Annotated in this window: 7 protein-coding genes and 1 pseudogene; 6 read left to right on the top strand and 2 right to left on the bottom strand. The window is 41.0% G+C overall.

All coding sequences use genetic code 11. From position 1 onward, the window contains the following. The 6 genes and pseudogenes from BP896_RS03855 to BP896_RS03830 form a co-directional block, all read left to right on the top strand. Positions 1–472: pseudogene (locus tag BP896_RS03855) on the top strand (hypothetical protein); the annotation flags it as partial. Further along, positions 465–1568, top strand: coding sequence for a hypothetical protein (locus tag BP896_RS03850; RefSeq protein ID WP_291765858.1), 1104 nt, complete (start codon positions 465–467; stop codon positions 1566–1568). The pseudogene BP896_RS03855 and the gene BP896_RS03850, both read left to right, overlap by 8 nt. Before the next feature lie 207 nt (positions 1569–1775). Then, on the top strand, positions 1776–2720 hold the full coding sequence (locus BP896_RS03845) for an AAA family ATPase (RefSeq protein WP_291765855.1): 945 nt from the start codon (positions 1776–1778) through the stop codon (positions 2718–2720). Between the two features lie 7 nt (positions 2721–2727). Next, on the top strand, positions 2728–4014 hold the full coding sequence (locus BP896_RS03840; RefSeq protein WP_291765853.1) for a DUF58 domain-containing protein: 1287 nt from the start codon (positions 2728–2730) through the stop codon (positions 4012–4014). Beyond that, on the top strand, positions 4011–4586 hold the full coding sequence (locus tag BP896_RS03835) for a hypothetical protein (protein WP_291765850.1): 576 nt from the start codon (positions 4011–4013) through the stop codon (positions 4584–4586). The genes BP896_RS03840 and BP896_RS03835 overlap by 4 nt, the downstream gene beginning before the upstream one ends. A 57-nt stretch (positions 4587–4643) precedes the next feature. After that, positions 4644–5321, top strand: a complete 678-nt coding sequence (locus BP896_RS03830) for a hypothetical protein (protein ID WP_291765847.1) — start codon at positions 4644–4646, stop codon at positions 5319–5321. On the opposite strand, the gene BP896_RS03825 is transcribed toward BP896_RS03830, so the two are convergent. Then, positions 5318–6355, bottom strand: a complete 1038-nt coding sequence (locus tag BP896_RS03825) for an NAD(P)-dependent alcohol dehydrogenase (protein ID WP_349681926.1) — start codon at positions 6353–6355, stop codon at positions 5318–5320. The genes BP896_RS03830 and BP896_RS03825 overlap by 4 nt on opposite strands. Before the next feature lie 2565 nt (positions 6356–8920). Then, entirely contained in the window at positions 8921–9988 is a 1068-nt protein-coding gene (locus BP896_RS03820) for a four-carbon acid sugar kinase family protein (RefSeq protein ID WP_291765842.1), read from the bottom strand. Positions 9989–10210 lie beyond the last annotated feature (222 nt).

The following is a 10210-nucleotide window of genomic DNA, read 5'->3' as shown; positions in this document are numbered from 1 at the left end:
TTTACTTAAACTTAACATACCACCTGACTTACCCTTAATCTGGGGCATTAATGAACCCCTAACATATGAGGCGGTGGGTAATGTTACTGTTAAGCCTGGATTAGGATTAATAATTAACGGCTCCCAAATCACTGCATCCTCAGAGGGGTGCTATGAGATTACTGGAGAATCAGGTGGGGAAAGCGAGCGCCTGGTTATTAGATTCACTGAATACTCTAAGGATGTTGAGAACCTCTTTAAGCTTAACGTATTAGCTAACTTAAAGAATCCCAGTAACTTAACCCCCAGGGAGGCTGTGATTAAGTTAATTGAGGATGGAGTAATTAAGAATAGGGCTGATGCATTAAGTATGATTAGGATCTTTGAGAGCGTTCACTATGGTAAGAGGATGATTAGTAGGAGGGATTATGAGAATTACCTCAGGTACTTATCCAGTTCACACAGTGAACCTAAGGTGATCACTTGTGGATAATGTTAGAACCATTTCATTAGGCAGGTACGTGGTTTACTATGTAATATTGGCAGTGGTTACAGTAATATTAATGCTACTTACGCCAGTGGGCCTATATCTACTATTCATTTTCTCAATACCCATAGCTGGTTCATTAGCATTAATGCTGATTAATGATTTAAGAACCATGAGGAGTAAGCCTTGGTTCAGGGGGAGGCAAATTAATGATGCTGCATACGTTACATTAACGTTACTAATGTCCCTGGGCTCCTTCCTAGTGGCCCCTAATTATAAGGTTAAGGTTGCCTTAAGTTCATTAATACTATTGGCCTCTGCAGTAATGATTAATAGGCTTGGCTCCAGCCTATCGCTTACAAGTATTAATACCGGTGACTTCCTTAAAAAACTATCAACCTCAATCGCCTTATTCTCATTATCAGCATTAATGGGGTTAGCCTATAATCCCCTCATGTACCCATTCCTAACATCATCCTTAGCAGCCCTAGTATTATCATCAACAGCATTAATTAATGCTCAGCCAGGTAAGGGTGTTAGTAATGTTGTGCTTTACCTTAGGAATTCCTACGGTGGTATTGTGGCAGCCTTCTTTGGCTTAGGCGTGTTCTACATGGTGTTGGCAATCCCTAAGTCCCCAGCGCTCAACATCTACGTGTTTGCAGTATCAATATTATTAACCCTGGCTCTTGTAGCCTACATAAGCTACAGGGCTTATGTAGCCGCCTCAAGGGATATTGAGAAAATAGTGGAGGAGGTTTATGAGGCTCATAAACGTGAGGTTAAGGTTATTCAAGTGCCTGAACTTAGGTACTTTAATGATGCCGTTGAGGATTTCGTGAAGTATGGCCGTAAAGATAAGCTACTAGTGTACCTATCATATATGATGGCCAGCGGTGGTTTTGAGTATAATGAGGTTATTGACGTATTATCAAGCCTATTCAACTACCAGTACTCACCTGATAAACTCTACGATAGGTTCAGCGTCGAGGAAGAGATCACTAGGAGGATTAATACGTTAAATGAAGTATTAAGCAGTATGGCTCAGTATGAGCAGGCTAAGAGCACTTACCAGATTTATGGCCAAGCGTCGGCGCAGTAATTCAAGCCCTGCCGATACCCCTCGTTTACCTATGTTTCATGGGCCTTCAGGAAATGTAGAAGATCACCCTAAATATAGTAGCATAGGAATCCTAGGCAGTGTAGGATAGGGAATTAACCACCCGCAGTCATAGTAATAATCACTTATATAGAGTTAATTACGGCTACGTGAAAATACCTTTATTAATATGCCTTAAACCCTAAGCGTGTGGATCTAAAGACTGCATTTGAAAAGGCAGGAAGTATAATTGATGAAGTGTTAAAGTTCTATGTTGGTGACGTTGAAGTAATATCTAAGATAATAGCCGCAGCCTTAGCCGGTGGCCATATACTCATTGAGGATTACCCAGGCATAGGTAAGACGTTCCTAGCTAAACTTGTAGCTAGGCTTCTCGGTATTGAATTCAATAGAATTCAATTTACCCCAGATCTACTTCCAAGCGACATTGTTGGCACTAAGGTTTGGAGGCAGGATAAAGGTTACTTTGAAACCATAAGGGGCCCTATCTTCGCTAACCTAATACTTGCTGATGAGATTAATAGGGCTCCACCCAAGACTCAGGCTGGCTTACTTGAGGCAATGGAGGAGGGGCAGGTCACCATTGAGGGTGATACTATTAAGCTTCCTCAACCCTTCATAGTTATAGCAACCCAGAACCCTATTGAACTTGAGGGAACCTACCCACTCCCTGAGGCTCAATTAGACAGGTTCATGATTAGGATAAGCCTAGGTTACCCTAATGATGAAGTTGAGTTACTTAAGAGGAGGATTAGTTGGCGTACAGATGACCCAACGGTATATGTTAAGTCCATTACTAATGCAGGTGAATTAATTGAGATTAGGCAGTACTTAGAGTCCTCAATTACTGTTAGTGATGAGGTGTTAGGCTACATTTCAAGCTTTAGGGCTATTAGGAAGGATTCTAGGGTTTTAGCGGGTCCAAGCCCAAGGGGTATAATATCGTTAATGAGGATGAGTAAGGCAATGGCGTTACTTGAGGGTAGGGATTACGTAATACCTGATGATGTTAAGAGGGTTGCTGTTGATGTCCTCGGGCATAGGATTGTCCTTAAGCCTGAGGTAACCCTTGAAGGTGTGAGGGGTGAATCCATAGTGGCTGAGTACTTAAGTAAACTACCTGTACCAAAGTGAACCGAGGATGGTTAAGGAATCCTCTAAGACAATAATAATGCTGAGTACCTTATCAATGGCCACTGCAGCAGTGGCATTATTATCAACAGTTAAGCCCCTTATTATTGGGGTTGCCTTCCCCCTAATACTAGCTTCACTAGCGTTAATGTTTGAGAATAAGCCACGCATTAATGCCGTTATTGAGGTTAATTCAGGGAGGATATACGTTAATGATGATGTTGAAGTAAGCGTAAGAGTTAAGATAACTGGGGGCTACGGTATAATCACAATCAGGGCTCCCCCCAGGCCAGGTAGCACTGAGGCTGAGGGCTTTGAGTTAGTTGACGGTAAGAATGTTCACGTTGTTTTTAAGGGGCTTAGGGATGTTGAGAAGGCCTTCAAGTACAGGCTTAGGGCCGTTAGGAGGGGCCGCTATGAGTTAAGGGCTATTGACTACACTTACCATGATTTACTTGGCCTAACAGCACCCATTGAGGGTTATGTTGATGCTTCAGCTCCAGTGGAGGTGATGCCTAGAGTTAAGTTAATAACAAAGGCCACTGGCATAATTAAGCCGAGGGAGGCTTTTCCAAGGACTCCATTATCGAGGCTTGGCCCATACTCCACCGAATTTAGGTCAGTTAGGGAGTACGTGTTGGGTGATCCCTATAGATTCATTAATTGGAAGGCAACGGCAAGGTCCCCTAACGGTAACCTAATGGTTAATGAGTATGAGAGGGAGGGTTTAAGGACAATATTATTCATTCTTGATTCAGGGAGATGGATGCGTTACGGTACTTGGGAGGAGAACCCCCTTGAGTATGGTATACTACTAATATTATCATTATCAAGGCTTCTACTTAGGTATAACTATAATGTGGGCCTATGGACCACAATGGGTAAGGTTTACCCAAGTTCAGGTATGGGGCATTACTATAAGATTCAAAGGGCCTTAATGGGTGTTGAGGCTAAGCCAGCCGCCTACATAAATGACCCAACCCTGAGGGTTATGGTTAATGAGACAAGGCCGCTGGTAATAATGGTGACCAGTGTTAATAATGATAACGTGAATTGGTTAAGTGGCTTCCTAAGGTCACTACCCACGTACGGTATTCTACTTGATGTAATACCCCACAGCATAATCATGAAAATGAGCCTGCCTGATATTAAATGCGCCAAGGCATTGGCGTTGGATAGGGTGAGGCTGTATAGGTTAATGCCAAGTAGGTTCAGGATACTTTCCTGGGATCCAGTCTGCGATGGGATTGGGCCAATTACAGTGAAGGTATTATCTAACATAGGGTGGAGTGTATGAGGACTCAATTAATCCTCATATCAATAATACTACCTCTAATCCCCTACGTAATAGTTCTCCTTTACGGCGACTCAGTGGCCAAGGTAATTTCACTGGCCTTCATGGGCCTATCAGTGGTTATTGGCGTATTGGGCGCCATTAGGGGTAGCCCCCTCGCTGAATCATTAGTGGCGGTAATATTCATTTCGCTAGTCTCAATACTATCATCAGGTTACTTAGTTTACTCAACACACACATATTTACTCTACATTAGTCCAATTGGGTTAACTATGCTTGGCTACTCAATTGGGTTTGTTGAATTAGCCATAGTTTCATCCATGATGCTTAGAATGTATAATAGGCTATACAGTGAATTAACAGGTAAGGGTTATAATGAGGATGAGGTAAGGGGTGAGTTAAGTGAATTCACTAAGAATGTAATGGGCGTCTCAGCTATAGTACTCGCATTTTCAATAATCATTTACCTATTGATTAGTTCAGTATCAGTAAGCATTATTGACCCAGTGACTGCTCTTGTAATATTCCTCATAATCTACGTTGTGCTGCTTAGGTATGTAATGAGGGTGGCTTAAAGTTAATCTAGGCTAGTTTAACGTAAGTGTTTTTAAAGTCCTTATGCTTAAGGCCCAATGCAGTACTCGGACTTAGACAAGATGCTTTACTCGATTAGGGTTGCAATAACTTTAACAATACCTGACCTGCTTGCCATAATATCGGCGTCAGTGGTTTTAGGCTTATTAACCGGCATATACGCTGAGGCTGGTTCAATAGACTTCATAACAATGGTAATATATGCAGCCTTCATACTTGCAACAAGCCTATGGCCATCACTAATAATAGCCCTAACCTACACCCCTGTAATACTACTCATCTACAGGGGGTTCAGTGAATTAGATGCAGCTGTTAAATTAAAGTGGGGGAGGATTGGTTCACTCATACTTATTGCAGCTTACCTACTGTGGGTGTTGAACTCAATCCTAGTTACTGTAACTCAGCCTACCTTTCAGCCAATAGCCTCAATAGCATCACTTATTAACCGTATACCGAGGGGTTCATTCCTAGTCATTATGCCAGTCTACGTTTCTGTAATAATGGCTGCAGCCATGGTTGCTGGCGTCATAGGCATATTGATGTGCTCCTATTCACTAATTAAGGTGGGTAAGTTAATTGGTAGCGCTAAAATGGTGAGGAATGCCTCAATAATAATAACAATCAGTATTGCTGTTGGAATAATGCCCATAGTGGGTGTTATACTGTTAATAATAGGATTATATTTAATGCTACGTGGGCTTAAGGTTATGATTTAAGGCACCAGAACCTGCCTAGCAGTTACCCTCGCATACCTGAGGTTATCAAGAGCCTCATTAGCCTCCTCAAGCCTCATTACCTTAGTTACAAGGGGCCTTATCTTACCATTATCGGCAAGCCTCATAACGCTCATGAAGTCGCTTAAGTTACCGGTTAAACTACCCATTATTTGAATCTCCCTTTGCGTAATATAGGGTGCGTGGTAAGTTAAGTCGCCGCCATATAGGCCTAGGATAATGTACCTACCCAGTTTATCCAGTGCATCAATATATGTGCCTAGGGTTTCATTTGAACCCACAGTATCAACAATGACATTAACCCCCCTACCACCTGTGATTTTCCTAACCTCCTCAACTGCATTACCCCTACCGTTGATTACGTAATCAGCCCCAGCCTCCTCAATTTCCTTAAGTGCCTCATCCCTAACGTCAATACCAATAACTATGGCCCCCATTACCTTAGCTATTTGAACAGCCATAGTTCCTAAACCACCACCAGCACCTATGACTGCAACATACTCAGATGGCTTAACCTGAGCCTTCCTAACCAAGGCCCTATATGGGGTTAAGCCAGCACAGGGTAGTGGTGATGCGTTAACGGTATTAAGATTCCTTAATACGTAAAGGTACCTGTAGTGTGGTATCAGCACATACTCGGCGAAGCCACCGTCAACGTTCTCACCAATCTTAATTGGATGTTCACATAATTGTTCCTCACCCATTTTACAGTAGTGGCAGGTTCCATCCCCTATCCATGGATCAACAGCAACCTTATCCCCCTCCCTAACCCCTTCCACATTATCCCCAATAGCAGCCACAGTACCCGCAATCTCATGACCAGGGGTTACTGGTATTCTTAAGCCAAGGGCCTTTACATCAATCCTACCAAATCTACCATCAACGAAGTGCACAACACTATGGCAAACCCCAGCACCCTCAACCTTAATTAAAACCTCAGAGCCCTTAGGCTTAGGTATTGGGACCTCTTGGAGTTGAAGAGGTTTACCAAACTCCACGAGCCTCATTGCACGCATAAAATCAGGCATACTAATTACTATATTATGAAATTTAAAAATATTGCACTATTTAACTGATAGTTCAGTACATTTAAGTATGATTAGGGATTCATTTATACTTAAGTCTTATAAAGTTAAGAATTTTTCAGTAAAATGTAAGGGCTATAGTATGTATTTTAAGTAAAGTTTAGGGGTTCATTTTCACATGCCTTTTATATCCCCTTAGGTATGTGTACACGTAACCTGATGGTGAAAATGTTTATTAACTTAAGGTAAACAATTGTGTTCATGCTGATTAACCATAGGCATGATTATGAAGGTGTTAGATTAGTAATCATTCTCCCCTTAATGTTACTTTTTGGAATAGCATTAGGTGCATTAACGGTAAATGCCTACCAATACCCCATCATTTACGGTATTAATTATACTCCTATTGTTAGGCTTCTTGAGGATCAATTAGCATCATACTATAGGCCTAGTTTCCATGGATTCCTATGTTTTCCAAGTAAACTTAGTGGNNGACTACTACGATTACTGGGCTGATGATGCAGGTAAAATCCTTACAGCATCGGTAATAGTTGGTAATTACACGATTGCTTATGAGGCATTCAATTTCCTTTACAGTATTAAGGCTTATGGGTACATGATGCCTGCTAGGATTGTTCAACTAGTGGTTCATAGTTTCAGCAACTATTATGGTAATAATATAATTGCAATGGGTGGGTGCCCACTGCAGCTTGGCGTTGAGTTATTTGGGTTCAACTACGTTACCTCAATTGAATCCATTAATGGCTTAGGCGGCTGCAGCTATAATATAGTATTAGGTGATGGGAGTATTAAGGCCGTGTTTAGTAGTATTGCGGAGGTGGTATTGGGTAATTTTAACTATTTCCTAATTAAACCCCTTAATGCTAGTTCAATTACAGTAGCCTTTAAATCACCAGGGCCTGTGGCTTATGTTTACTCAGGTTTAAGGCTCATTAAAGTGTTTAATGGATTTGGGGGAATTAAAGGTAATATCAGTGGTGTTGTTTCTTTCACAAGTGAAGCGCCATTTGGTAATTCAGCATTATTCATACTAGGTAACATTAGTAGCGTGATTATTAGTGATGGTGAATTAACGGTAAAGGCACGTGGTGAAATTAAAGTTTATGTGGCAGGGGTAACCGTGGATTATGGTTCAGTACCCTACGTTATGAGTGGTTTACTCCTTAATGATTACCCAAGTGACTCAGATGCATCAACACCAGCCAGCTTCGGTTATATTGCCCTTGGTTCAGCCCTATTAGGCTTAAGGACTAATAATGCCACCACCTTATCTTTTGCCAAGGGTTTCGTAAACTTCTGGCTACCCATAGTTAAACGTGAAATCAATGGCGGCTTCTTTTACCCTAGGAGCATTTCAACATTCTTAATAGCGGCATTACTACTTAATCCTTATAACGGGAGTATTAGGCGGTTAGCCTTAAGTTACGTTGAGTCACCGGTGACGTTGAATTCTGTTGAAGGTGGGGCTACTGGTTATGGTTTAACGGCTTGGTTAATCAGCATGCTTAACTCAATGGGTTATAATCTGAGTAACTTATTTAGGGAGTATTATGATGCTCAGGTTAATGCATTAAGAAGCTTCGAATCAACAACATCACCACCACTGCCAATAGACTACTCAATACCTTATAAGGCTGGTGAGGACTTACTTGGTTGGCTTGAGGCTGGTTTACAATACAACGACACTAACATAGTGCTACCGCTCTTAAACATAATATTCAATAACATTATTGAGCCTGGTGCTAATCCACCACCATTCTACGTATTCTTCAATAATGCTAATACTGAGGGGGTGCCTGCAATCTTAGAATCAGTATCGCTGTGGCAAGCAAGAACGCTTAATGAAACCGGTTTAATAATTAATAGGTGGAGGTACCTTAATGTAACGGGTATAAGTGTAATTAATAATGAGTCATATGTAATAGTCAACATTAAAGCACGTTTAATGCCCCCTAATGGGCTCTTAACCCACCTAGAACTTTACATACCATTTAATCCATTGAACGTTTCAGTTAGTATAGACGGTATTAGGCTTAATCAATATGTTAATCAATCAATGTACATACCAACGCAATACTACTTAGCCTACATGCCGGAAATACCAAGCGGTTGGTTTCTAAACAAGACTAGCCACATGCTTTACATACAGTACATTCCAACACCATTAGGATTATTCAATAAAAGCATAGTTAATATTACTATTATGATTGCATTTAGGCCTAGATCAACTACATTAATGATAAAGGAAGCGGCTGTTACAAAACATATTGTAAACACAGCATTAATAATTAGCATCCTGGTAATCACCGCCTTAATAATCATAATTGCTGCGTTAAGGAGTATTCATGGTGCTGGGAGGTACCGTTAAAGCATATTTCCATAGTATTTTAAATTAAAGGCATCTAAGGAGGGGATCAATGTTAAGTAAAATTAAAAGTGATGATTCATTGCATCTACCATAAGGCTTAATAATGCGGATTCAGGCTACTGTAGTGGCCTACTTGGATCCTCATGTACTGGTTCATGGAGTTAGGATTATGAGGATTTATCCCCTTCAATGATATTAGGTAACCTTCTTAAATAGTCCCTTATTATCAGGTAGGCATCCTCTCCCCCAATTATGCCTCCCTTAGTTGCAATAACCTTACCATTAAGTAAACCCCCCTTAATTACGCTTACGCCAACTAAGGGCATTACTTCACCTATTGACTCCAAGTAATTAGCCTTGGATATGTTGATTAGTAAATTAGCAGTCTCACCCCCACTCACCACTAATGCGTCGAACTGAGCTACCTGCTTTATGAAATCCTCATTTAAGTAATCCCTATCTCTCATTAAGTCAAAGGTAATGATTACCTCATCGTAACTTGATAAATCACCAGAATCCTTAATGCTAATAACCTTAATACTGCTCCTCCTAGCTCTCTCAACCTGCTTAATGGTATTCTCATGAGTGCTGCCAATTATGAAGCATACCCTCTTAACCTCATTAATAGTAGGCTTACTTAACCTCCCTTTAACGTAGAGCCCAGCCACTTGGGCATTTAATGGTCCTGGATCCACAGGCGTGAAGCCATTATCGTGGATCACCTGCGCTACCTCAATAATATCATCCATTGTCCTTGAATTAACAATAACCACACCATTTAGGTTACCGGCATTAGCCTTAAGATCCCTAATACTCATTATCATGGATTTGATACCGCCAAGCCTCTCAACTATGCTAACCTGGGAATTACCTAAAATAGTGAAGCCGTTTTCAGTGAACCTACCGTACTCGGGTATTGTATCTGTAATCACTATTGTTTGCTTAAGTAGTGGCCTCAACTCAGATTCAATATTACCTCTTAATGCGCTGTCAATCCTCTTCCCAATAATAAATCCATTAGACTCAGCGTAATTAACAATGGCCTTAACCCTACTCTCAGCAATATTAGGCTCAATAAGCCTACTTTCAGTATTAACAACAATGCATTCTGAATCACTTGGAATTAACTTAATTAACCTATAGCTAATAACCACTACACCACAGCGCTTAGCCATCATGCCGGCAACCCCATTGGCACCAGTTAAGTCATCTGAAATAACCATGAACCTAACCATCACCAGTACAATTACGTTACGGGTTTAAACCCTTAACATCATTCAGCTTATGAGGCATCACTCACCTGCATTACTATGAAGGCTCTAGAGGATAGGCAAATTAAATTCTTAGAGGGTAATTCACCGAGGTGTTTAGGATTAAGAATTTAAATACAGGTGGGTTTAATTAGTGAAATGTCTGAACTTAAGGAATTGCTTTGGGTGGAGCGTTTTAGGCCTGTT

The sequence above is a fragment of the Caldivirga sp. UBA161 genome (assembly GCF_002506515.1).
GTDB lineage: Archaea > Thermoproteota > Thermoprotei > Thermoproteales > Thermocladiaceae > Caldivirga.
Note: the sequence above shows the minus strand (reverse complement) of the source record. Positions and strands in the feature narration are given on the sequence as shown.